Annotated in this window: 23 protein-coding genes and 1 pseudogene; 9 read left to right on the forward strand and 15 right to left on the reverse strand. The window is 68.0% G+C overall.

What is annotated here, in order from left to right:
- The first annotated feature begins 76 nt into the window (after nt 1–76).
- Complete coding sequence (locus EXE45_RS14540) at nt 77–502, forward strand: helix-turn-helix domain-containing protein (protein WP_092923445.1); 426 nt, start codon at nt 77–79, stop codon at nt 500–502.
- Between the two features lie 39 nt (nt 503–541).
- Here the strand turns inward: EXE45_RS14540 and EXE45_RS14545 are convergent, their stop codons facing one another.
- Nucleotides 542–2,596 carry a glycoside hydrolase family 15 protein gene (locus tag EXE45_RS14545; protein WP_137694751.1) on the reverse strand — a complete coding sequence of 685 codons (2,055 nt, stop codon included), beginning with the start codon at nt 2,594–2,596 and terminating at the stop codon, nt 542–544.
- A 159-nt stretch (nt 2,597–2,755) separates the two neighbouring features.
- Between EXE45_RS14545 and EXE45_RS14550 the strand changes: the two genes are divergently transcribed.
- Nucleotides 2,756–3,100, forward strand: coding sequence for a co-chaperone YbbN (locus EXE45_RS14550; RefSeq protein ID WP_137694752.1), 345 nt, complete (start codon nt 2,756–2,758; stop codon nt 3,098–3,100).
- 56 nt (nt 3,101–3,156) lie between these two features.
- Here the strand turns inward: EXE45_RS14550 and EXE45_RS14555 are convergent, their stop codons facing one another.
- Nucleotides 3,157–3,483, reverse strand: a complete 327-nt coding sequence (locus tag EXE45_RS14555) for a hypothetical protein (protein ID WP_092923437.1) — start codon at nt 3,481–3,483, stop codon at nt 3,157–3,159.
- Nucleotides 3,484–3,858: 375 nt separating this feature from the next.
- Here EXE45_RS14555 and EXE45_RS14560 point away from each other — a divergent pair, with 375 nt between their 5' ends.
- Together EXE45_RS14560 and EXE45_RS14565 are read left to right on the forward strand one after the other, a co-directional pair.
- Complete coding sequence (locus EXE45_RS14560; RefSeq protein ID WP_137694754.1) at nt 3,859–4,236, forward strand: hypothetical protein; 378 nt, start codon at nt 3,859–3,861, stop codon at nt 4,234–4,236.
- A 108-nt stretch (nt 4,237–4,344) separates the two neighbouring features.
- A complete protein-coding gene (locus EXE45_RS14565) occupies nt 4,345–5,376 on the forward strand; it encodes an NAD(P)/FAD-dependent oxidoreductase (RefSeq protein WP_092923431.1) in 1,032 nt (343 codons plus the stop codon).
- A gap of 6 nt (nt 5,377–5,382) precedes the next feature.
- Here the strand turns inward: EXE45_RS14565 and EXE45_RS14570 are convergent, their stop codons facing one another.
- Together EXE45_RS14570 and EXE45_RS14575 are read right to left on the reverse strand one after the other, a co-directional pair.
- A complete protein-coding gene (locus EXE45_RS14570) occupies nt 5,383–6,663 on the reverse strand; it encodes a M20 family metallopeptidase (protein WP_092923427.1) in 1,281 nt (426 codons plus the stop codon).
- Between the two features lie 4 nt (nt 6,664–6,667).
- Nucleotides 6,668–7,189 (reverse strand): cupin domain-containing protein, encoded by a 522-nt coding sequence (locus EXE45_RS14575; RefSeq protein ID WP_092923423.1) that lies wholly within the window; start codon nt 7,187–7,189, stop codon nt 6,668–6,670.
- A 103-nt stretch (nt 7,190–7,292) separates the two neighbouring features.
- Between EXE45_RS14575 and EXE45_RS14580 the strand changes: the two genes are divergently transcribed.
- Nucleotides 7,293–8,267, forward strand: coding sequence for a DUF3179 domain-containing (seleno)protein (locus tag EXE45_RS14580; protein WP_092923420.1), 975 nt, complete (start codon nt 7,293–7,295; stop codon nt 8,265–8,267).
- A gap of 45 nt (nt 8,268–8,312) precedes the next feature.
- Here EXE45_RS14580 and EXE45_RS14585 read toward each other — a convergent pair whose 3' ends face one another.
- The 5 genes from EXE45_RS14585 to EXE45_RS14605 all read right to left on the reverse strand — a co-directional run bounded on the left by EXE45_RS14585 (nt 8,313) and on the right by EXE45_RS14605 (nt 13,559).
- Nucleotides 8,313–10,004 carry a glutamate synthase-related protein gene (locus EXE45_RS14585; RefSeq protein WP_137694755.1) on the reverse strand — a complete coding sequence of 564 codons (1,692 nt, stop codon included), beginning with the start codon at nt 10,002–10,004 and terminating at the stop codon, nt 8,313–8,315.
- Between the two features lie 179 nt (nt 10,005–10,183).
- Nucleotides 10,184–10,924, reverse strand: coding sequence for an NAD(P)H-hydrate epimerase (locus EXE45_RS14590; protein ID WP_137694756.1), 741 nt, complete (start codon nt 10,922–10,924; stop codon nt 10,184–10,186).
- A gap of 68 nt (nt 10,925–10,992) precedes the next feature.
- Nucleotides 10,993–11,349: a DsrE family protein gene (locus EXE45_RS14595; RefSeq protein WP_137694757.1), complete on the reverse strand. Its 357-nt coding sequence runs from the start codon at nt 11,347–11,349 to the stop codon at nt 10,993–10,995.
- Nucleotides 11,350–11,450: 101 nt separating this feature from the next.
- Entirely contained in the window at nt 11,451–12,014 is a 564-nt protein-coding gene (locus EXE45_RS14600; protein ID WP_137694758.1) for a hypothetical protein, read from the reverse strand.
- Between the two features lie 81 nt (nt 12,015–12,095).
- The gene (locus EXE45_RS14605) at nt 12,096–13,559 is read right to left on the reverse strand and encodes a dihydrolipoyl dehydrogenase (RefSeq protein ID WP_137694763.1); all 1,464 of its coding nucleotides are present in this window, start codon (nt 13,557–13,559) and stop codon (nt 12,096–12,098) included.
- Nucleotides 13,560–13,829: 270 nt separating this feature from the next.
- Here EXE45_RS14605 and EXE45_RS14610 point away from each other — a divergent pair, with 270 nt between their 5' ends.
- Entirely contained in the window at nt 13,830–14,615 is a 786-nt protein-coding gene (locus tag EXE45_RS14610) for a TSUP family transporter (RefSeq protein WP_092923405.1), read from the forward strand.
- 32 nt (nt 14,616–14,647) lie between these two features.
- On the opposite strand, the gene EXE45_RS14615 is transcribed toward EXE45_RS14610, so the two are convergent.
- The 4 genes from EXE45_RS14615 to EXE45_RS14630 all read right to left on the reverse strand — a co-directional run bounded on the left by EXE45_RS14615 (nt 14,648) and on the right by EXE45_RS14630 (nt 17,540).
- Complete coding sequence (locus EXE45_RS14615) at nt 14,648–14,878, reverse strand: hypothetical protein (RefSeq protein ID WP_092923402.1); 231 nt, start codon at nt 14,876–14,878, stop codon at nt 14,648–14,650.
- Nucleotides 14,875–15,663 (reverse strand): DUF547 domain-containing protein, encoded by a 789-nt coding sequence (locus tag EXE45_RS14620; protein WP_137694759.1) that lies wholly within the window; start codon nt 15,661–15,663, stop codon nt 14,875–14,877. The genes EXE45_RS14615 and EXE45_RS14620 overlap by 4 nt, the downstream gene beginning before the upstream one ends.
- Before the next feature lie 138 nt (nt 15,664–15,801).
- Complete coding sequence (locus tag EXE45_RS14625; protein ID WP_137694760.1) at nt 15,802–16,404, reverse strand: hypothetical protein; 603 nt, start codon at nt 16,402–16,404, stop codon at nt 15,802–15,804.
- The gene (locus EXE45_RS14630; RefSeq protein ID WP_137694761.1) at nt 16,401–17,540 is read right to left on the reverse strand and encodes a DUF3179 domain-containing protein; all 1,140 of its coding nucleotides are present in this window, start codon (nt 17,538–17,540) and stop codon (nt 16,401–16,403) included. The genes EXE45_RS14625 and EXE45_RS14630 overlap by 4 nt, the downstream gene beginning before the upstream one ends.
- A 210-nt stretch (nt 17,541–17,750) precedes the next feature.
- Here EXE45_RS14630 and EXE45_RS19700 point away from each other — a divergent pair, with 210 nt between their 5' ends.
- The 3 genes from EXE45_RS19700 (at nt 17,751) to EXE45_RS14645 (ending at nt 21,201) form a co-directional block, all read left to right on the forward strand.
- Nucleotides 17,751–17,954 carry a hypothetical protein gene (locus EXE45_RS19700; RefSeq protein WP_158294275.1) on the forward strand — a complete coding sequence of 68 codons (204 nt, stop codon included), beginning with the start codon at nt 17,751–17,753 and terminating at the stop codon, nt 17,952–17,954.
- Between the two features lie 456 nt (nt 17,955–18,410).
- Entirely contained in the window at nt 18,411–20,903 is a 2,493-nt protein-coding gene (locus tag EXE45_RS14640) for a cation-translocating P-type ATPase (RefSeq protein ID WP_137694762.1), read from the forward strand.
- 112 nt (nt 20,904–21,015) lie between these two features.
- Nucleotides 21,016–21,201, forward strand: coding sequence for a hypothetical protein (locus EXE45_RS14645; RefSeq protein WP_092923384.1), 186 nt, complete (start codon nt 21,016–21,018; stop codon nt 21,199–21,201).
- Between the two features lie 99 nt (nt 21,202–21,300).
- On the opposite strand, the gene EXE45_RS21360 is transcribed toward EXE45_RS14645, so the two are convergent.
- Both EXE45_RS21360 and EXE45_RS21365 read right to left on the reverse strand, forming a co-directional pair.
- Nucleotides 21,301–21,807 (reverse strand): restriction endonuclease, encoded by a 507-nt coding sequence (locus tag EXE45_RS21360; RefSeq protein ID WP_241989495.1) that lies wholly within the window; start codon nt 21,805–21,807, stop codon nt 21,301–21,303.
- A 267-nt stretch (nt 21,808–22,074) separates the two neighbouring features.
- Nucleotides 22,075–22,536 (reverse strand): annotated as a pseudogene (locus tag EXE45_RS21365) (TaqI-like C-terminal specificity domain-containing protein); the annotation flags it as partial.
- Nucleotides 22,537–22,572 lie beyond the last annotated feature (36 nt).

Consider the following 22,572-nt stretch of genomic DNA (forward strand, 5'->3'; position numbering starts at 1 on the left):
GTCGACGGAGTCGAGGGGACGCAGAAGCCGACCGGCCCGCGTCTTCCGGGTCGCGCCGGCGGGGAGGTGCCGGACGATGAGTAGTCGAACGGACTTGTCGACGGACGTCTCGTCGGATGCGCGGGCCGAGCGCGGAGTCAGCCACCGGGGAACGAGAGCCGACGAGAGCGCGCTTTCGGTGAAAAATCCCACACGCGAGGAGGTGTTCCAGACGGTGTTCGACCTCGGCGAACAGGACGTTCGCACCTACGACGCCGTCGTCGAGGTCACGGGAGCGACGACCAGCGAACTGAGCGACCGCCTCGACCGCGACCGCAGCAACGTGAACCGTTCGTTGAAGCGGCTCCGCGAGACCGGTCTCGTGACGCGGGGCCGCCGGCTGCTCGACGAGGGTGGTCACGTCTACCAGTACTACGTCGACAAGGAGAGGTCCGAGGACCCCGTCGCTCACGCGATCGATCGATGGCGCTCCGCGGCGCTCGACGCCGTCGCGCCGGAGTAGCTCGCGGTCTCCTCGGAGCGTTCCGACGCCTGCTATCACTCAGTCAGTTCCACCGTCGGGCGCCAGTCCGAACGCCTCGTCGCGGACGTGGTTCTCGACGAGGAGCAGGTACGTCGCCTGACTCCATTGGAGGTTCGAGTTCCACCTGACCCGGCCGCTTCCGTCAACGCGCTCGGGCAGGAGCCCGGCGGTCGTCGTCCACTCGCGGGCGTCCTCGAACACGTGGTCCGCGACCGCGTCGGGATCGCTCCCGCCGAGCCAGCGCGCGGTATCGGCGTACGCCTCACAGAGCGGCCAGCCGCCGTCCTCGACGGTGCCAGTCGGAGTGTAACGGTCCCCGGGGTACCGGCCGAGACAGGGGGAATCGCCTGCGACCCACGCCTCGTCGGCAGCAGCCGCGAGCGTCGCGGCGACGGAATCGCTGTCCGCGTCGACGACGTTCCAGGGCCAGACGGCCATGAACGCCGCCGCGTCGGGCCGAGCGTCGGCCGACGGGTCGGACGGCGTCTCCGGGCTGTCCGCCGTGACGAGGGCGTCGCCGTACGGCGTGGATTTGAAACAGTACTTTTCGAAGTTCTCCGCCCAGACGGTCGCCTGCTCGCGGCACTCATCTGCGAATCCCTCGTCGCCGCGCGCGTCGGCGAGTTCGCTCATGGCGCGCAGCCCCGCGATCGCGGCCGCGGTGCCCTCCGTGCTGTGGCCCCAAATTTCCTCCCACGGGTCCTGGTGCTTCTTCGGGAAGCCGTAGCCGTTGTCGTACGAGAGGAGGAACTCCGCGGCGCGGCGTGACATGTTGTAGTGTTCGTCCAGCAAGTCGTCGTCGCCCGTCTCCCGCCAGACGAGCCAGTGGGCGTATATCGGGCCGCCGACCTGGTCGAGCTGGAGCGCCCGCCAGTGGGCCTCGCCGGTGACGTAGTAGTTCTGCCACCACGTCCCGTGCCGGTCGATCCCCCGGTCGTCGACGACGTCGCCGGTGATCTGGTTCTCGTCGAACCACCGGAGCGCGAGCCGCGCCTCGCGCTCGGCCCCGGCCGCGATCAGCGCCTGGGTGATGATCACCTGATCGCGCGGCCAGATGAACTTGTACGTCATGTCGCTCGGCTTGAACGCGCCCGCGATGACCCCGCAACAGCCGTCCTGAGCGCACTTCATCGCCGTCAGCGACCGCTCGTACAGGCCGTTGACGGGGGGGTCGTCGGTCGGGCCGTCCGAGACCGTCTCGTGCCACTCCTTCCACGCCGTCGCGAACGATTCCCGCTCCGACTCGTAGCCGCGGTCGAGGAGTCGGAGGGCGTGCTCGACCGCAGCGTCTTCGCCGTAGCCGAAGCCGACGCCCGTGAGCCACGACGCGGCGTCCGTCTCGCCGACGTACAGCCCGACGCCCGCGTCGAGGTTCCCTTCGCCGCGCTCGGCATCGTCGACGAACCCGTCGTTGCCCTCGTAGATATCGGCCCATGCGCTCCGGTCCGGCCCCGCCGCGACGCCCGTGTGGCCGATCCGGCGGCCGTCAAACTCGCGATCCCCGTCGCGGTCCTGTGCGAACGCCAGCCACCGGTCGCCGTCGGTCGCGACCACCAGCTCCGCGCCGTCGCGCTCCGTGACGTACGCCTCCTGGACCGCGTTCGGGTCCTCGTGATCGTGGCCGTGGATCCCGAGGTCGGCGACGGTGTAGAACGTCCGCTCCGCGACGGTTTCGAACTCGGCGTCGGTCTCGATCAGCAGGCCGCAGGTGTCGACGCTCGCGACGACGCGCTGCGTGAGCGTCCCGGTCGATCCCTCCTCGTCGAAGCGATTCTCGAGAGTGATCTCCGGGACTTTGCTCGAAGCGTACGAGACGTCACTCTCGACGGCGTCGTCGCGGGCGTCCAGCGTGTGCCCCTCGTCGGCGTTCCACGCGAGCGCGTGGAGGTCGTAGAACAGCTCGATGTCCGAACGGAACGCCGAGGTCTCCTCGATGATCGCCCCGTGACGGCCGCGGTCGGGGTCGTCGTATCGGTTCGCGGTCAGCAGCACGTTCGCACCCTCCTCGCGCGGCGCGCTGAGGATCGCGTCCTTGTCGCTCGGTACCGATGGCGCGTTCGACTCGACTGGCATGGCCGATAGACGGCCGACGAGCGGATAAGGACGAGGCGAAAATGTGTCCGCGTTACCATTCGACACGGAAGGGCGAGCGCGTCTCGCGGTGAGCCGAGGGTAACCCGCTTACCGCGCGGTTCGGGAAAGAATATCCCGTTTCGAGCCCTCCGTTCGGGTATGTCATCCGACGCGGCTTCCGGCGACGACGCACAGGCCGGCGGGATCATCGACGTGGAGAGCACCGAGTCGTTCGACGAGGCGATCGCGGAGAACGATCAGGTCGTCGTCGACTACTTCGCGGACTGGTGCGGCCCCTGTAAGCAGCAAACGCCCATCCTCGAGGAGTTGTCCGGGACGATCGACGCCCCGGTCCTCGGCGTCGACACTGACGAATACAACGGGCTCGCCGCGGAGGCGGGCGTCCGGTCGATCCCCACGGTCGCGGTCTACCGCGGCGGCGAGGAGGTCGAGCGGTTCGTCGGCGTCACGGGCGCCGACGAGATCCGGGCCGCGTTGGAGTGAGGACTGGAGGTCACCGGACCGACCGTGCTGGACGGCAGCGGAGAGACCGCAAAGGCCTACGCGCTCTCGTTCCATTGATCGGCACGAACTGCCGAGGATAGAGCGGCCCCCGCGACACCGATCGCAGTCGCAACGTTCAGGGAGACTGTCGGTCGGGTGAACCCGACGGAGACCTCGACGGCCACCCAGACGAGGAGCGCCAGCGCGACGCCGATCGCTCCCGGCCGGGCCCACCGTCGCCGCGTGTAGAGCTTGTAACAGACGATCGATGACACCAGACCGAACACCAGACGCAACACGAAACCGGGAAGGAGAAAGTTCTCGATCGGTGCGTTGTCGAGCGGTCCGGTCGGCGGTCCCACGAGTTCGCCGGACGGGGTCACGAGTAGCGCTGTGCCACCGGCGAGCGCGCGAACCGATAGCTGTCCAAGCAGTAGAAGTAGGAGTCAGAACGAGGTCGGACGGCCACGAAGCCTCATTGTTCAGGCTCGGGACGGCTCCTACACAAAAGTTAGCAATTCTCGACAATACCTCGCGTTCTCACCGGGTTTCTTTTGACTGAGAGGCGGTGAACTGCGACGGCTCGCCGACGTCGCTCTCGGTGCGAGCGAGTTTCTCGTATCGATCACGGGATTACGGCGGGGACGACGGCTTTTCCAGCGGTGTGTGACACGCTTCGTGAATGAGATCGGCTCGCGTGTGCGACAGAGGCACACGCCAGTTATGCTTACTTATAGTAACCGCACGTCTTCATTCGTATGGACGAGAGCATAGACCACGCGAACAGAGACGACGGGACCGACGACTGTACGACGACGGGGTCATTCGACGACCACGGAATCGATGACGGGTCAGAACTGATCCGGCGCACCTACTACCGACTGGTCGCCGACGACCGGGACGCGTTCGAGCCGACGGAGCGGTTCCTCGACCGCCTCGCGGACGCGTTCACGCGGGCATACCTCACCGCAACCGACGCCTACGAGCTCCCGCCGCACGTCGCGGCCGCGGTCGACGACGCCCGCGCCTGGGTTGGAGCGGAGTTCGCGGACGAACCCGACGCAGACCTACGCGGGACGGTGATCCCGACGTTCTACCGGCATGCCGCCGGGTTCCACTGCGCGTACCGGGAATAGCGGGGCGGGCGACCGGACGGCGGAAGCGTCGGCCGGTTATAATTGATCGGCGTCTGTGCGGTTCGGCAACAACGCACGCTTTTGTTCCTCCCGCGCGACGAGAGCCGTATGTCAGCGGATTTACCGACGGAGTCGTACGACGTGGTCGTCGTGGGCGGCGGTCCCGCCGGCCAGACCGCGGCTTTGTACAGCACCCGATTAGGTCACCGGACCGCTTTGGTCGACCGCGGCGGCGGTCGCGCAGCGATGATGCAGGAGGTCCACAACCTGATCGGCACGCGAGAGGAGACGAGCGGGAACGAGCTGCTCGGGGTCGGGAAGGAACAGCTAGAAGAGTACGGCTGCGACCTCCACCGCGACGTGATCGCGTCGTGTAATCGGGCAGGCGACGACGACGACCGCATCGCGCTAGAGGGGAACAGTGCGGTGTACGAGACCGACGCCGTCGTCCTCGCGACGGGCTTCAACGACGTGCGCCCCGATCCGCCGCTGCCGCGGACGGGACGCGGGCTCCACTACTGCCTACACTGCGACGCGCACATGTTCGTCGACAAGCCGGTGTACGTGATGGGGCACGCCGAGAGCACCGCTCACGTCGCCGGGATCATGCTCAACTTCACCGACGACGTCGACATCCTCACGCGAGGCCACGAGCCGGAGTGGAGCGACGACACCGCCACGATGCTCGACGACCACCCGATCGACGTGATTCACGCGGACGTCTCCGGCGTCCAGAACGGCGAGGACGGCTGGCTGAAGGCGCTGGAGTTCGAGGACGGGACGACCCGCGAGTACAAGGGCGGGTTCGCGATGTACGGCTCCGAGTACAACAACGGGCTCGCCCGCGAGCTCGGCTGCGACCTCAACGACGACGGGACCGTCGACGTCGGCGACCACGGCGAGACGTCGGTCGACGGCGTCTACGCGGTCGGCGACGTGACGCCGGGCCACAATCAGCTCCCGATCGCGCTCGCCGACGGCGCGAAGGCGGGCATCTCGATCCACTTCGCGCTCCGGGAGTTCCCGCGGACCCCCGAGGCGCTGCGGGAGGCCGGCCCCGTTCGCGACGAGGAGGTCCCGGGAATTCCGGACGAGCTGCTCGAACAGGCGGTCGACTTCCACACGTACGGCGACGAGTAGGACCGATCAGCGGTCGGTACTGTCGCCGTCTCCCACCCGCGCGGCGTATTCCCCCACCAGCCGCGCGTACGCCTCGGCGTTCCGCGCGAGCGCGTCGACGGTCGTGTACTCGTCGACCGCGTGGGCGGTGTCCGTTCCGAAGCCGAACTCCACGGTCGGAATGCCGTCGTGGCGCAGGTCCTTCGCGTCGCCGCCGCCGGTCGCGCTCCGACGGTAGATCCGCTCGTCGACGGCGGCCCCCGCCGCGGCCGCGCTCGCCTCGACCAGCGGCGAGTCGATCGGCTCGTAGCTCCCGCGACTCCACGAGGCGTCCGCGACAGATATCCCCTCGATCCCGCCGAGACAGCGCCGGATCGATCCGAGCGCGTCGCGAGTCTCGACGGTCGCGGTCAGCCGCACGTCGACCTCCGCCCGCGCCGACGCCGGGACGGCGTTGACCGCGCTCCCGCCCTCGATCACGCCGAGGTTGACCGTCGGGTACCGGAACAGATCGCGGACGGTCTCGGCGTCGAGTTCCCCCTCGTGGAAGCCGACCGACTCCTCGACGATCGGCCCCATCTCCGGGGCGACGTCCAGCTCACGCGTCCCGAATTCCTGTTTCAGTCGGCCGACCGCGGCCGTCAGTCGGTCGATTGCGTTGACGCCGAGCATCGGTCGCGAGCCGTGTGCGGCCTCGCCGGTCGCCTCTAGCGTCAGCCAAATAGCGCCGCGGTCCGCGATCGACACCGCGAAGCGACCGTTCCGGGAGGTCGTCTCCCCGATGACGCAGGCGTCGGGAGCGAACTCGATCGCCTCCCTGACGCTCGGGAGGCCGGCGTCGCCGCCGGTCTCCTCGTCGCTCACGAACGCGAACCGTAGGTCGACCGGCGGCGCCGCGTCGGACTCCGCGTACGCGAGCGCGACCTGGAGCATCGCGGCGACGGCCCCCTTCATGTCCGTCGCGCCGCGGCCGTAGAGCCGGTCGCCCTCGCGCTCGCCGAGCGGGTCGCGCGACCACTCGGTCCCGTCGAACGGGACCGTGTCGACGTGGCCGACGAAACACAGCGTCCGGTCCGACGCTCCGGGCAGCGTCGCGACGAGATTGGGCTTCTCCGGGTCGACCGCAATCCGCTCGAAGTCGACACCCGCCGTCTCCAGCCGCGACGCGATCCACGAGACCGCCGTCGCGGTGTGACCCGGCGGGTTGGCCGTGTCGTGGCTCAGAAGGGTCTCTGCGGTCGAGACGAGGTTCGTCCGGTTCTCGGCGAGGAATCGCTCGACCGAGTCCGGGAGGCGTTGCTGCGTCATCGCCTCACGGCACCTCTCCGTCCATCGACCCGCGGTACCAGCGCCCCGTCTCGGTCCCGCACTCTGCGCAGCGGGTGACGACAGCCTCGCGACCCGACGCCGCGCCGTCGGCGCCCGGTTCGGTGACGCGGTCGAACTCGCTGTCCCGCTCGGCGTCGCAGTCGGGACAGTACCGGAGCCGCGGCATCTCGCCGTACTCTAGGGGGGCGCCGAGCGCGAGCGCACGGACCGGCTCGTCGCCGCGGTTCCAGCCGCGCTGGAGTTCGCCGCGGTCGAACCGCACGATCTCGTTTTTCCCCACCTCGACCGGCCCCTCCTCGGTCTCGAACGTCGCGGTGCCGGAGATGACGTAGAACGCCTCCTCTTGGACCTCGTGGCTGTGGTACGCGAACGCGAAGCTGTCGCCCGGTTCGAGCTCGTAGTAGTTCACGGCCATGTCCGTCAGCCCGAGCGCGTCAGTGAGCGGTCGCATCACCGCGGCCGGCTGAAGCGAGTTCTCCACGTCGTCGACGCGGACGCGTTTCATACCCGCCAGTGCGCGGCCAGTCGAATAAGCGACGCGGCGCTGTGCGGTGGCGGCCCCAACCCGCGGACGACCGAGTTATGTCTAGCGAGCGCCAGTCGCCGACGTGAACGTCCGACGAGTCCTTCCCCGAGACGCGATTCCGAGCGTCGACGAGCCTCGGTTCAGCGGCGCGTACGACGGAGACGCCAACGACGCGGTCATCGCCGTGACCGACGCAGATCCGCCGCGCGCGTATCCGGTGCGGTACCTCCAGTTCCACGAGATCGTCAACGACGCCCTTGACGGCGCGTCCGGCAGCATTCCGATCGCCGTGACGTGGTGTCCCCTCTGCGGGAGCGCGGTCCTATACGACCGGAGCCACGCGGGGCGGACGCTCGAGTTCGGGGTGTCCGGGAAGCTCGCGGACGACGACCTCGTGATGTACGATCGAGAGACCGGCAGCGAGTGGAAGCAGTCCACCGGCGAGTGTATCGACGGTGCGTTCGAGGGCGACTCGCTGTCCGTCCGCCCGGCGGCAATGCTCTCTGCCCGAGAGTTCCGCGAGTCGTACCCGGACGGCGTCGTCCTCGACCCGCCGGGGGGAGAGAGCGAGGCCGCGAGCGACGACAATGAGCCCGCCCCGATCGACTACGCCGAGTCGCCGTACGAGGCGTACGCCGCGGGCGAGGGGTTCGGGCTCGCAGCACACCGCGGCGCGGCCGACACTCGGGAGTGGGACGGACCCGCGGACCTCGACCCCAAAACCGTCGTTGTCGGCGTCGAGTTCGACGAGGACGCGGTCGGCTTCGCCTTTTCGCGGGTGCGGGCGGCCGGCGGCGTCGCGCGGACGACGGTCGGCCACCGGGATGTCGTCGCCTTCGCGACGGACGACGGTATTCACGCGTACGCGGACCCCGGTCACGAATTCGAGATGACCGACGCCGGCGTTGTCAGCGACGGGACGACGTGGAATCCACACACAGGCGCCGCGACGGACGGGCGCCGGCTCGACTGGGTTCCGGCGCGACGACTGTACGCGTTCACTTGGCTGGACGACCACGGTCCAGACGCGTTCCACCGACCCGACTCGCTCGACTGAGCCGCCGGTCTTCGCCGAGCCGACTCCCTCGGCCGAGCCGACCGTTCACCGCCGACGCCCCTCCGCGCCCACGCCCCCGTACTCGACGCCGGTGAGGTCGGCGACGTCCCGTTTCCACGTCGTCAGGTCGCGGCGCTCGAACTCGGTCAGCGCGTCGTGGCCGCAGGCGCGGGCCATCACCTTCATCAGCTTCACCGTCGCGGCGAAGTAGTTCGCGAGCCCCTCGGCGGCCGAGTCGACCACGAGCCGGTCGCGAAGTCCCTCCTTCTGCGTCGCGATCCCGACCGGGCAGTTGTTCGAGTCGCAGGCGCGCATCCCGAGACAGCCGATCGCCTGCATCGCGGCGTTCGCGACCGCGACGCCGTCGGCGCCGAGCGCCAGCGCCTTGATGAAGTCCGACTCGGTGCGAAGCCCTCCGGTCGCGATCAGCGTCACGTCGTCGGCGCCGCGGGCGTCGAGGTGGCGACGCGCCCGGGGGATCGCCGCGATCGTCGGCACCGAGATGTTGTCTTTGAACACGTCCGGCGCGGCGCCCGTCCCCCCGCCGCGGCCGTCTAAGATCAGGTAGTCCGCCCCGGCCTCCAGCGCAAAATCGATGTCGTCCTCGATGTGCTGGGCGGAGAGCTTGAACCCGACCGGGATGCCGCCGCCGACCTCGCGGACGCGGTCGGCCATCGCCGCGAAGTCGTCTGGGGCTTCTAAGTCGTCGAACCGCGCGGGGCTGACGGCGTCGGTGCCCGGTTCGAGGTCCCGGACCTCCGCGATCTTCCCCTGGACCTTCTCGCCCGGGAGGTGGCCGCCGGTGCCGGTCTTGGCGCCCTGGCCCGCCTTGAAGTGGAACGCCTGGACGTCAGCGACCTTCTCGATGTCCCAGCCGAACTTCCCGGTGGCGTACTCGTAGAAGTACCGCGAATTAACCGCCTGCTCCTCGGGGAGCATGCCCCCCTCGCCGGAGCAGACCCCCGTCCCGGCCGCGTCCGCGCCCTTCGAGATCGCGACCTTCGCCTCCTCGCTCAACGCGCCGAAGCTCATGTCGCTGACGAACACCGGGATCTCCAGTTCGAGCGGGTTCTCGGCGTTCGGGCCGATCACGAGCCCGGAATCGACGGGCGCCTCGTCGTCGAGGGGCGTCCGGTCGAGCTGGGCGGTGAGGATCTGGAGGTCGTCCCAGCTCGGCAGCTCCGTCCGCGGGACGCCCATCGCGGAGACGCTCCCGTGCTCGCCGATCCCTTCCGGACCCTCGCGGGCGAGCGTCTGGATGTAGTGGGTGTGCGGCTCGGTCTCGGCCTCCGGTTCGCCGTAGAACTCGGGGTTCACCGCGGCGTCCACGTCGTCTGCCTCGTCGGCGTTCTCCGGTAGGTCGTACGGCTCCGGGTGGTCGTCGGCCCACTTGGCGACCGCCGCCGCGTCGACGTACACCGCCTCCTCGCCGTCGCCGTCGGCTTCGATCCATGCCGGGAACTTCTCTAACCGCTCCGAGTTGTCGTACTCGCTCACGCCGGTGTCGTACCGGTAGTCCCAGCCGTGGACCCCGCAGATGAGGTCCTCGCCTTCGACGTGGCCGTCGCCGAGGAGCACGCCGCGGTGGAGACACCGGCCGTACAGCACCGACACCTCGTCGTCGTACCGGACCACGACGAGGTCGACGCCGGCCGCCCGGGCGTGCGTCGGCTCCCGGTCTCCGAGGTCGCTCCACGTCGCGACCCGCTCGGGGTCGCGTGCGCTCTCGGCGCTCATCGGCCCGTTCGCCGTCTCGTCGGTTCGGGTCGCTCTCTCCTCGCCTCTAGCCCCGCGTCCGCGTCCGTCAGTTCAGCCGCGTCACCGATCGCTGGCGTCATTGATAAACGGACACACTACACCGAACCGTATAACGCTCCGGTGAGTCCGGGGTAACCCGCGTGAACCGACGGGCCGTTCTACTCGGCGTCCGTCCGCGACAACGGGACGGCGAATTCGTCGCCGAACGGGTTGTCGTACTCAATATCGAGGCGGTCGTACACCATCGCCGGAATCGAGAGGTCGACGAGTAGGAGGTCACCGCCGACGGCCGCGAGCCCGGTCTTCGGCAGCGCGAGCGTGACCGTGCGGTCCGGTTCGACCGCGACCCCGGGCGCCTCTCCGGTCGTCGCGTTTGTGCCGGAGGGGACGTCGAGCGACACGATCGTCTCCGCCGCGCCGTCGACGGCCTCGATCAGTTCCGCCGCGGCGCCGCGGGGCGCCCCGGTCAGTCCGTAGCCGATCAGCGCGTCGACGACGAGACCGTCGAGCGCCGCGTCGATGTCTGCGTCGGCGTCGACCCATTCGATCGGTACGTCCATCGCTTTCAGTATTCGTAGCTGTTCCGCGGTGACGCCGTCGACTCCGGTCGGCGCGCGGTCGAGAACGACCCGGACGGGGCGGTCCCGGTTCGCCAGATGTCGAGCACACGCCAGTCCGCCGCCGCCGTTTCCGCCGTTGCCGGCGAGCACCGTGACGGGGAGATCGGTCGGTCGAGCGGCGAGAACGGCGTCGACGAGCCCTCGACCGGCGTGTTCCATCATCCGGGGGAGGTCGAGGCCGATCTCCTCCACGGCGACCCGGTCGACGTCCCGCATCTCTGCGACCGTGACCGCCGTGACGGGCCGATCGTCGGGAGCGACGAAGGCAGACGCGTCCATACGTCGTCGTTCGAGGCAGGATTCAAAAAACGGAGGTCGTCCGGGAGGTGTGAGGTCCCTTCGGCGCCTTAGTACGTGATGATCTCGTAGTCGTCGTCGACGAGCGAGCGGATGCTCGGGTGGCCGTCGTACTCGTCGAGCGTGACGAGCCCGGAGTCGGCCACGGCGTCCTCGACGCCGAACGCCCCGGAACAGTAGTCACAGACCGCCGCGTCGTCGCGGACCGCCTGGTAGAGCTCGTGGTAGTCGCTCTCCTCGTCTTCCAGTTCCGGGATCCACTGGGTCCCGGCGCCGTCGAAGATCAGTTCCAGCTCGTCGTCGTCGTTCTCGGCGAACTCCTTGGCCGCTTCGAGCGCGTTCGCGAGGCGACCGTAGTCGGAGTGCGATTCGTTGCCGGCGAGAATCACGATTGCTGCTTTTGCCATCGTACGCCCTTATATAACACACTCGTACAAAACCCGTCCGCGGGTGTGTATCCGGAACGCCATCTCGACACGCGATAGCCTGTCAGGCTCGTCGGGGCGCGCTACGGGCAGTCCGCTTCGCTGAACGACCGCGGCGCAGCTCCTTGGTCAGCGAACCGCGTCGCGCCATCGCTGAGGGAGACGAGAGCGGCGACACCCCCGTAGCCGTGCGTCGCATCGTGGCCACGAACGACAACGCAGTCGACGTCGGCCGGGACACCGACGGTCTCGGACCGCGTGAACGGTTGCTCGGAGTGCGCGTGGAGCAGCTCTCGGCGGCCGAGCCGTGACCCGTCGAGCCCCTCGACCTGCCACCAGTTCGCGTACCCCTCTTCGCCCTCGTCGTCGTGATGGAGCGTCACGTCGAGCGCGTAGCCGCCGCCCGTCGCCTCGAACGCGACATCGACGACGTTCGCCTCTTCGAGGTCGAGGTCGTCGGTAGCCGGCGGTTCCGATTCGGATCCGACGCTCGCGCCGCCGTCGGCGTCGCTCTCGGTGTTGTTCCCGGACCGGGTGTCGGATTCGGAACCGGTGTCGCTCTCGGCGCAGCCGGCCAGCGCTATCGCGCCGCCGCTCGACAGACCCGCTAAGAACCGGCGCCGAAGGAGGTGACCGCGGTCGCTCATACCGGGATCTCGGTGGAGAGCGACAAAACCCCTCGGCCGCCCGGAAAGCCGCCGTGGTCGGGCGCAGCGTCGCCGTGACGGTTAGCCGTGGTGGTGATGGTCGTGGTCGTGGCCGCCGCGGGAGAACTGGCCGGAAAAGGCGCGATCGACGACTTCTGAGAGCGCGGGATGGATGTGGACCGCGTCGCGGATGTCCGCCACGGTCCCCGAGCCGGCGGTCATCGCGACGACGACCTCCTCGATCAGGTTCGACGCCTCGGGACCGATTACGTGACACCCCTCGATGTTGCCGTCCAGGTCGATGAGTACCTTCACGAAGCCCTCGGCGCCCATCGCGCTCCCGCGGGCCGTCTCGTCGTACGCGTACGTGTTGGTGGCGTACTCGACGTCGGCCTCGCGGAGGTCTTGCTCGCGCGCGCCGACGCCGGCCACTTCGGGCGAGGCGAACACCGCGAACGGCATCGCCGAGTAGTCGACCGGCTCCGGCTCGTCGCCGAGGAGGTTCCGGATCACGGCCTTCGCCTCGTGGTTCGCGCTGTGTTTCAACAGGTACTCGCCGACCACGTCGCCGAGCGCCCACACGCCCTCCGCGTCGGTCCGCAGGTACTCGTCGGTCTCGACGAAGCCGTCCGCGTCGGTCGCGACGCCCGTCGCCTCGAGGTTCAGCGAGTCGGTGTTCGGGCGGCGGCCCGCCGCGACGAGCAGTTCGTCGCCGGTGACGGTCACCGCGTCGGCCTCGTCGGGCGCGCCGACCGGCTCGCCGCCCGCGCGGACCGAGTCCGCCTCCGGGTACGGGCGGGCCTCGACCGTCACCTCGCCGCCCGCTTCCTCGGCTGCGACGGCCTCGTAGCCCGTGTACACGTCGAACCGGTCGGCGTAGCGGTCGGTGAACGCCTCCCCGACCTGCGCGTCGGCCTCCGGCAGCAGGTGCTCGCGCCGGCCGACGATCGTCACGTCGGTGCCGAACGTCCCGAAGAAGTGACCGAGCTCGGCCGCGATATACCCGCCGCCGACGATCACGAGGCGGTCCGGGGGTGATTCGAGACGCAGCGCCTCCGTGCTCGTGAGGTAGTCCACGCCGTCGATCCCGTCGATCGGGGGAATCGACGGGCGCGTGCCGGTCGCGACGAGGACGGTGTCGGCCCGCAGCGTGGCGCCCGCGTCGTCGCCGTCGACGATCTCGACCGTGCGGTCGTCGACGAACCGCCCGGTCCCCGAGAACAGGTCGTGGCTGTTCGAGGACTCCAACCCGCGACGGATCGACTCCGAGCTCCCCGAAACGTCCTCGTTCACCTTCCGGACGATCTCCGCGAAGTCGACATCGGTCACCTCGGCGTCGATCTCGAACGCGTCCGCGCCCTCGATCGTCTCCATCACGTCGGCGTGGTACAGCAGGTGTTTCGAAGGGATACACCCGCGGTTGAGACACGTCCCGCCGAGCCGCCCCTCCTCGACGACCGCGACCGAGTTCCCCCGGCCGGCCATCGCGTTCGCCACGTCCAGTCCCGACCCCGACCCGATCACGAGGAAGTCGAACTCCTGCATGTCCCGGTCGACGGGACCCGCGGTCATCAAGTCCCGTCCGCCGTGGCACGCGCCGCACACGACCGCGGGGCAGGCCAGCGGGAGAGGCGGGGCGGCGGGTTCGCGGTTCCGAGCCGTTCGGCGACGGGATATCACCGCTCCGGCCTCGGCGATCGACCACGTCCGAAAACGACCCCGCCCGAGGCCGCGCGGGCCGGGCCGACCGCCCGACTGTGTTTTCGTCCCGCACGCGCAGCGGTCATTTATGACCGCTCGCCGCGTCGCGGCGGTATGACGCTCGCGCTCTCGGTCGAACTGGCGGCGGCGATCGCCGTCGTCGTCGCGGTCGCGGGCGCCGTCAACGGGGTCGCGGGGTTCGGCTTCGCCGTCGTCGGGACGATGGTGCTCGCCGCGACGCTCGATCCCGCGACCGCCGTCGCGTTCATGATCGTCCCGATGTTCGCCGTGAACGTCGCGCTCGTGGGCGACCTCACCCGCGAGGAGCTGCGAACGTGTGGAACTCGGTTCGCACCCCTGCTCGTCGCCGCGCTCGTCGGAACGGTCGTCGGGATGGCGCTCCTCGACCGGATCCCGGGCGCCCCGCTCCGGGTCCTGCTCGGGCTCGTCTCGCTCGGGTTCGTCGCGGCGAATCAGCGTCTCTTCGCTCTCCCGTCCCTCCCGGTCGTGAGCGACCCGGATGTCGCCGAGACGCCGCTCGTCATGGCGACCGTCGGCGCCGTCTCCGGCGTCCTGTTCGGCGCGACGAACGTCGGGGTCCAGCTCGTCGCGTACGTGCGGAGCTTCGACCTCTCGCACGGGCTGTTCGTCGGCGTCGTCGCGCTCGTGTTCGTCGGCATCAACGGCCTGCGAGTCGGCGCTGCCGCGGCACTGGGGCTGTACCCGGATCTCGGGCTCGTCCTCGCGTCGGTCGCCGCCGCGGTCCCCGCCGTGGCCGGCGTCGCGGTCGGAAAACGCCTCCGCGAGCGCGTGAGCGAACGCCTCCGGCGCGGGGTCGTCCTGGGGCTGTTGACGGTCATCGGCGTCCGGCTGATCCTCGGCGGCGCGGGAGTCCTCTGACCGCCGGTAGCGATACCGCGCCTTCCATCCCCTCACCGGTCAAGCCGCCAGCGGATCGCGACGGCCGCGACGAACACGGCCGCGAACGTGACGCCGCCCGAGATCAACGCGCCGCGAGCGCTGGACGCGCCCGTGGTGAGGACGGTCGCGGAGGCGCCGCCCCCGGCGAGGAGCGCACCGCCCGCGACCCCGCCGAACCCGATACAACAGAGGCTCAAGAGGCCGACGACCGACAGCGACTCCAGCAGGCCGTCGTCGCTCATCGGCCTTCCTCCTCGGTCCGGAACGCGTCGAGCGCGAGCGACCAGTCGTACTCGCGGTAGCGTATCCGTGAGACCGCGTCGGGGTCGATCGCGTCGTGCTCGCGGAGGAGCGCGCGGATGCCCGACCGTCCGCCGAAGTCGCCGCGGTACCACAGGAGGAGGCGCGGCACGCTGGCGGTCCCCTCCTCGACGACCGTCTCGCTTCGCAGATACGAGCCGGCGGCGCGGTCGAGCTGGTCGTCTACGTCGGTCGCGTCGTACGCGGCGACCGCGGGACAGGAGGCCGCGCCGCAGTTGAGCGCGAAGTGGACGCGCGCGTCGGGGTCGGCGACCCGGTGCCGCCGGACGAACGCCGAGGGGAAGGGATTCGGGACGTAGCCCAGCCCGTACTTCCACTGCGAGCCGCGGAGAATCCCGTGTTCTATCTGATCGAGGCTCAGCTCAGTCCCGGCGACGGTGACGATCGGCTCGCCGAAGAGCCGACGACGGTCCTCGAAGCGGTCCGGGTCAGCGAGCAGCGCGGCCCCCGTCGCGGCGTTGTAGACGTTGAGCCAGAACGCGATCCGCTCGTCGGGTGCGAGCGCGTCCAGTTCGTCGGGCGAGGCGTCCGCGATCCGGTTTCTGACGGTATCGAGCGCGGGCCCGCGGTCGTCGGGAGTTCGGACCGCGCGGAGGAACCGCTGCGAGTCCGCGACGAGAGCGGGGGCGGCGGCGGACGCAGAGTCGGAGTCGTCAGGTGGCGACCGGTCGGAGTCCGGTGCGGGCGTCGACTCTGGAGCGACCATGAACGGACATCGATCACCCCGTGCGAATAGGTGACGCGGTCTGGTGCGCGAGGCGCCAGACCGACCCGGCGTTATGCCGTGGCCTCGTCTACCCCGTCCATGAGCGACTCTCTCGGTCGTCCCGGGCCCGATCGGTGATCAAGGTTCGATCGGCCGCCCCGGATCGATCTTCGTCGCGACGTACGCGAGGCTGGCGAGGAGCAGCGCGATCCCGATCGGTAACAGCCAGACGAACGCCGTCAGGACGACGGCGGTCGCCTGGATGCCGACCGCGAGCAGCACGACCGGGCCGCAACAGACCGTCCCGGAGAGGAGGGCGGGAACGGACGCGAGCAGGCCCGAAACGGCTCCGATCCCGCATTCCGCGGGCCGCCGAACCGCGAGATACGTCGTCCCGAGGTTGATCCCGACGAGCCCGGCGACGACGGCGCCGATCGCGACATCGACCGGTGAGAGCAGTAGCCGAACGACGCCGGTGTCGACCGTGGCGATCGCGCCGAACGACGCCGGCCCGGTCCGGGCGAACAGGCGACCGAGCGGGTCGTCGATCACGAGTACGCCGGGAGCGACCCCCGTGCGAAGGGACAGATCGCCCGTCGCCCAGAGGTACGCCAGCAGGTAGCCGACCGTCACGGCGGCGACGACCGCCGCGCTATCGCGGCGGCCGAGAGCCAGTCGCACCGCCCCGTCGACGTCCCCGAGGACACCGGAAACCGTCGCACGTGCGCCGCGAGCGGTCATCGGTGGAGGTCGGTCATGGGGTAGTAGCCGTACCAAGCGAACCACATGGCGTCGAAGGCGATCTCCCGCTCGAACGGCAGCGAGTCGGGAGCGTGAACGGAACCGTCGACGACGACGTCTCCGTCCTCCCACGAGAGCGTCGCGGTTTCGAGGTCGGCACCGTCGGTCCCGTCGCTCTCGGCGCCGTCTCTGGGCCGGTACACGTACCCGGTGTCGAGCGATCCGTCGTAGACGGCCGCGTGGCGGACGGCGTCGAGGTCGAACTCGATGATCCGCTCTTCGCGGAGCGTCTCCTTGCGGACGGCGACGGCGCCGTTCGCCGACCGCATCCCGATCACGACGGTCTTCGGGGCGAGCCGGTCGTCCTCCGCGAGCGGCGGAAACAGGAGGGAGTCATCGGCGTAGTACCCGCTCAGGGGGTTGTACCCGCCGTACGGATCGCTCCCGTAATTCCGGGCGAATCCGGTGTCGTCGGTGAGCACGACCGTCTCGGGGTGAGCCGACCGCCACCGTTCCCAGGTCGTCCAGACGACCCGGAACTCCTTCAGGTGGTCTCCGGGGTCGTCGCCGGTGATCCGCGTCGCGAGCATCTGCGGCCACCGGGCCCCCGTCGCCCGGTCGAACATGACGAGGTTCGCGTTGATCAGCTGTCCCGAGACCCCGAACGTCGTCTCCCCGCGGTGGAAGCCCTGTGCGGTGCCGGTGAGCGGACAGTACGTCACGGAGACGGGCGTCCCGGCGATAACGTCGTTGGCGATCTCGTGCCACACGAGGACGGACTGCGGGTACGCCTTCGCCTCGCCGTCGAGGACGACGCCGAACACCGGATCGCCGTCGTCGAGCAACGCCGGCGGGTCCGTCGCCTCGGCGAACTGCGGGTCCTCGATCGCGGGAATGCCGTCGGGCGGCGGCCCGCCGGACCGGCTCGCCGCCGCGAGCTCCTCGGCGGTGTACGCCGCCGGGAGCGACCGCTCGACCGTCGGTGGCCCCTCGGCAACCGAACCGGTCGATCCGTCGGAGCCGCCGTCGATCGACCCCGATTCGGCGCCGGCGTCGGAGGAGCCGAGACACCCCGAAACCGACGACATCCCGACCCCGAGGGCGCCGAGGAGGGACCGTCTGCCAATCTGTACCATACAATGAGTCGGGGTCAACGGATGTTAACAGCGTTCAGATCGTGCGTCGAGAGCGCACAGGCGGTTCGACCGAACCGAGAACGTGCTCAACCGGCGAGCGGCGATCGATCCGCTATCGACGATGGCTCCCGACACCTGGTCTCGGATCGTCTGCCGATCCGGAAGCGGCGGCGGCGCCGAGAGCGCGCCGACGAGTCCGCCCCGGAGGAGGTGACCGACGAGCGAGCCGAGACGAGGGTCGGGAGCGGCGTCGCGGATCCGACGAAACTCGTCGACGACGGCGTTCTCCACGACGGTCTCGCCGACCTCGTCTCACGCCTCGCTCTCGGGCTTCGGGAAGTCGATCTGCGGACCGGCGATCGGGACGGCCGTGGTGTCGGCGTCGATTTCGAGTTCGCTCACAGATACATATAGTAGCCTAGTACGAGTGGGTATGTGACGGTGCGGCGTGGACGCTCACGACGGGCGAAAGTGACGACGGCCGCCGGCTCCGGCGCGTCGAAACCCGCCGTCTCCACGCGTTTGCGTGGCAGGACGACCACGGGGCCCGTTCGTTCCACTCGTCGTGAATACGCCGTTGCGAGCGGTGCGACGGACGAACCCCGGGACGAGCAGTCGAGACGAGACGTGGTCGCACGCTCCCAGGCGCACGACGAGATCGGATATATGACCCGTTGATTTCGCATCGATCTCCGGACGGAGTGCCGTTCGATAGAGAGCGATGGTCACATAAACGTGAGCCTCGTACGTGGGTACGATCAACCGTCTCATTACAATTTCACTACTACTGTATGAAAGAAGCATGTGCCGTGATGCTCGCTCGGGTCTGCGCGCTGTCCGACTGAGGAAACGAGTCGCGCCCGTCGCAGTATGAGCAACGAGTGTTCCTTGTGCGGTCGATCGATTCAGTCGTCCTCTTTTGAAGCACCCGGTGAGCGCGCGTTCTGCTCGAGCGGGTGTCACGACGTGTATGCGACGCTCGGAGTTGCCGACCCGCCCGACGTCGACCGGTCCACACCCGAGCGGACACCGGACGGACACGGTCTGCCCGACTCGGATGACTCCCGGACGTTCTTGCGGATCGACGGGATGTACTCCGCGACGTGTGAAGCGTATCTCGAGTCGCTCGCCGAGAACCGGGCGGGAGTGACCGCCGCTGAGGCGAGTTACGTCACGGAGACGATCCGCGTCGACCACGACCCAGGAACCGTCTCGAAGGGCGCGCTGCGTGACGCGTTGAGTACGCTCGGGTACACGGCGTACCTCCGTGACGACGCCTCGACAGAGGCGGACACAGCCGGCGGGACGACGCGCCGGTCACGGGAGATGGGTGGCATTCGGAAGCGGCGGGACGACCAGCTCCTGGGGATGCGGTACTCGCTCGGGTTCCTCTTCGGTGCGTTTCTGTTGGTCCCGTACGTCGCGATCCTGTATCCCGCACACCTCGCGTCGATATTCGACTGGCAAGCGCTCGCGATATTCGAGGGCGCGTTTCAGTTGAACAGCGAGGGCGCGTTCGTGTTCCTCCGGCTGTACTTCGTGATGACCGGACTCATCCTGGTGTTCACCGGGCTTCCGGTGTTGCGGGGTGCGTACATCAGTCTCAAAATGCGGCGCCCGAACACCGACCTGTTGGTCGCGATCACCGCGGTGAGCGCGTATCTGTACAGTACGGCGGCCGTCGTCCTCGGACAGAACGACATCTTCTACGACCTCGCGATCGTCGTAACGGCTGCGGTCACCGCGTCGGTGTTCTACGAGTCGTCGATCAAACAGCGCGCGCTCGACCGGCTCACCGAGCTCACGATATCGCAGGTCGAGCGGGCGCGGACGTACGACTCGGACGGAACCACTCGGGACGTTCGCGTCGAGGACCTCGAGGCGGGCGACGTCGTCCTCGTTCGACGGGGGGAGCGCGTGCCGGTCGACGGCGAACTGGTCGAAGACGGCTGTACCGTCGACGAAGCGATCGTGACCGGTGAGTCGCTTCCGGTGTCGAAACGCGCCGGCGACGACGTGATCGGGGGGTCGATCGTGACGGACGGCGCTGCGTTGGTCCGCGTCGGCCCGGACGTGACGAGTAGCATCGACCGGATAACGACCGCCGTCCGGGACCTACAGAGCGCGACGCACGGGGTCCAGCGGCACGCCGACCGGCTCGCGTCGTACGCCGTGTTCGTCGTCGCCGGAGCCGCCGTCGCGGTCGGCGGCGTCGGTGCGCTCGCGTTCGGGATGGGCCCGCCGGACGCCGTCCGCCTCGCGCTGGTGGTCCTCCTCGCCGGTTCGCCGTGGGCCCTCGGACTCGCGACGCCGCTGTCGGTCGCGAAGAGCCTCTCCAGTGCGCTCCGTCGCGGGATCATCATCTTCGACGAGACGGTCTTCGAACGGCTCCGCGAGGTCGACGTCGTCGTCTTCGACAAGACGGGGACGCTCACGACCGGAGAGATGGAGGTGATCGAAGCGGACGCGCCCCCCGAGCTGCTCGATGCCGTCGCCGCGCTCGAACGACGGGCGTCACACCCCGCTGCGAACGCGATCGCGACGGCGTTCGCCGGCAGGGACGGGGGCGACGACACGGGGGATCAGTCGGACTCGGCGGACGACGCCACCGGAACGGAAGGCGGCGATCGGATACGCGAGTTCACGACCCGTCGGTCCGGTATCGAAGGCGTGATCGGCGACACGTCGTATCTCGTCGGGAACCTCGATCTGTTCGCGGAGCGGGGATGGACCGTCGACGACGACATCAGGTCTCGGGTCGCCGACGCTCGGGGGTTCGGTCAGCTGCCGGTCGTGATCGGTCGCGACGGGACGGCGGAGGGGCTGATCGTCGTCGGCGACGAGCCGCGGGACGGCTGGGACGACACCGTCTCTCGGCTCGGGGAACGGGGCACGGAGGTCGTCGTCCTGACGGGCGACGACGAGGAGGCGACGGACTTCTTCAAGCGACACGACGCTGTGACGCACGTCTTTGCGACGGTTCCGCCGGAGGGGAAGACGGCGACGATCCGGCGGCTCGAATCCGACGGCCGGGTCGCGATGGTGGGTGACGGCACCAACGACGCGCCGGCGCTCGCCGCCGCCGACCTCGGCATCTCGCTGGGCGGCGGGACGGCGTTGGCCGCCGACGCCGCCGACATCGCGATCGTCGACAACGACATCCGCTCCGTCGAAACCGCCTTCGACCTCGCGGGAGCGGCCCGTCGTCGCGTGAAACAGAACAACCTCCTCGCGTTCTCCTACAACGGCATCGCCCTCGCGGCGCTGGCCGTCGGGTTCTTCAATCCGCTGACAGCAGCGGCTGCGGTCATCGCCGGCGGCGGGGTGATCGCCGCGAATACTCGGCGGAAGCTGCTCGGGTGAAGAGTCGCTATCTGTCACTCGAGCATCGTCGATCCGATCGTTGAGGTCGTCGTCCGGATCCGCATCGCGTTCGTTTCTAAAGGACTATCCTTGTCTAGGCACAACCACACCCATGGAATTCGACTTCACGCGCTCGGTGGTTCCGCTCGCCGCGATCGTCGCCGTCGCAACGGTCGCGCTGACCGCGGTGATGACACCCTCGACCGTCTTCATGATGGTCCTCCCCTCGATGATCGCGTTCTCGGTGGTCGCGTACTTCTTCGGGATGAAGCACGGCGAGTTCCGCGCCAGTCCGTAGCGGTCCCGTCCGGTATCGGCCCCGAAGTCGCAGAGTCGGCCGTCCGAAACGTCCTGATTCGGTCACTACGTCCGGTAGTCCGCACTTCGTTTCGTAGATCTAGTCTTCAACAGCCTCCTCGACGATCTCGATCTCCTCGTCGGTCAGCCCGTACAGCTCATACACGATCTCGTCGATAAGCCGGTCCGTCTGCTCGATCTTCGCGTCGAGCTCCGCGGCGCGTTCCTTCGTGTCCAGGTAGTTCTCCAAGTCGTCGGCCACGTCGTCGACGTCCGGCACCTCGATCGCCTTCAGCCGGTCGATCAGCGAGTTCGTCTTCGTCGCCGTCTCGCGGAAGTTCGCGAAGCCGCCCGCCTCGTCGACGGCGACCGGCACGAAGTGCTCGATCAGGTCCGCCTCGCGCTCGGTGAGGTCCGTGATACGGAACGCCGGCAGGTACTCCGTCTCCGTGTAGCCCCACTGGTCCGTCTCGTGTGCGTCCTCATCGTCGGGCTTGTAGCGAGCAGTGGCCTCTATGAGAACCGTGTTGGGGGACTCGCGATCGACGCGGGCGGAACCCGTTCGCAGACTAGGTTTCTCAGTTTTAGTCTCAGATAATAGCGACAAAGAACTGTTCTCGCTTGGTGATAGTAGTCCAATCGAGGACATATCAACTACATTGTTATATCCTCCAAGGTTATCGAGTAGATCTGGGTTGATCCTTTCTCTGTTAGCTTTGAGCTGGATCATTATTTTTCCGATTGGAGATAATGATGAGATACTCACAGTATCTTCCTCGGTCGTAATTTCCGACTGTTCAGATGCTAGACGGCTAATGTGTGAGATATCAGATTTAGATAATTCAATTTTCTTTTCATCAGCGATGGGTATCTGTTCAACATATATCTCACTATTCATATAGTATCCTCCGCGCATTCGCGAACTAATCGAGTGGAGATATAGTTCGGAGATGGTGGAGTTCAGAACAGACAGGAGGTGGTAATCTTCGTGAGGAATAATGAAGGCAGTCTTGTTCGGATAGATTCCTTCCGTATCTATAGCAAATCGTGCGTCTTTTGACACTTCTGGATAAACTATCTTGCTAGAACCGAAGTCGGATTCATAATCGGCTGCATACCGCGATAGGCAGAACCAATCAAAACGACCTTGCTCACACTCTGGCCGTGAGCTGAGTTCGTTTTTCCAATTCTCTAGGTGCTCTTTTATTCCGGGATATTCGTCTATATTTAGATCCCACGTAGCATATATCAGATAGTCTGTAGGATCCTCATGACGGAACCGTCGGACTTCATTTCCAGATATAAACGGTTTTATTATCGCTCTTGTGTAGCACATTGTTGATTTCAGAGAGTAGCTTTGACGGCGTGTTTG

It is taken from the genome of Halorubrum sp. SP9 (genome assembly GCF_005435015.1).
Taxonomy (GTDB): Archaea; Halobacteriota; Halobacteria; order Halobacteriales; family Haloferacaceae; genus Halorubrum; species Halorubrum sodomense.